Genomic DNA, 633 nt, shown 5'->3' on the forward strand with positions numbered 1-633 from the left:
GTGTTATGGCGTCATCGACCTGTCGCGCGAGCGCTTCACCAAGAACCTTTGGACGGAACGTGAATCCGCTGAGCAGCGGTTCCGATCGAATGGCAATCTGGCTTGCCTATAAAGCAACATTTCCTATCTGCGATGATGCCAACTCCCTGATATGACCGAAAAGACAATGTCCGTGCATGGTCTCATTGAGCCAGCATCTGGACCGTCATTACGCAGAGAAGCTCAAACAGGAGGGTGCCACCGGTCAGCGCGGTGACGCCTGAAGGATCGAGCGGAGGCGAAACTTCGACCAGATCGGCGCCGATGATGTCGACGCCGGCCAGCGCGCGGACCATCTTCTGGGCCTCGCGCGTCGTGATGCCGCCGATCTCGGGGGTGCCGGTGCCGGGGGCAAAAGACGGATCGAGCGCGTCGATGTCGAACGAGACGTAGGCCGGCGCCTCACCGACGATCGAGCGTGCCTCGGCCATCACCGCGTCCACGCCGCGCTCCATGAATTCCTCGATGACGATGATGCGGATGCCGGCCTCGCGGGCGAAATCGTAGTTCTCTGCATCGGAGATTGCACCTCTGATGCCGATCTGGACCATGCGCTTCGGATCCAGCAGGCCCTCCTCGACGGCACGACGGAAG

1 protein-coding gene is annotated in these 633 nt (G+C 61.1%); it reads right to left on the reverse strand.

Translation table 11 applies throughout. The annotated features are described in order from the left end of the window. Nucleotides 1–182: 182 nt before the first annotated feature. Nucleotides 183–633, reverse strand: a 451-nt coding sequence (locus EOA22_RS36330) for an arginase family protein (protein WP_206521565.1), incomplete at its 5' end; no start/stop codon positions are given.

It is taken from the genome of Mesorhizobium sp. M7A.F.Ca.US.014.04.1.1 (assembly GCF_003998745.1).
In the GTDB taxonomy this organism is placed as follows: Bacteria; Pseudomonadota; Alphaproteobacteria; order Rhizobiales; family Rhizobiaceae; genus Mesorhizobium; species Mesorhizobium ciceri.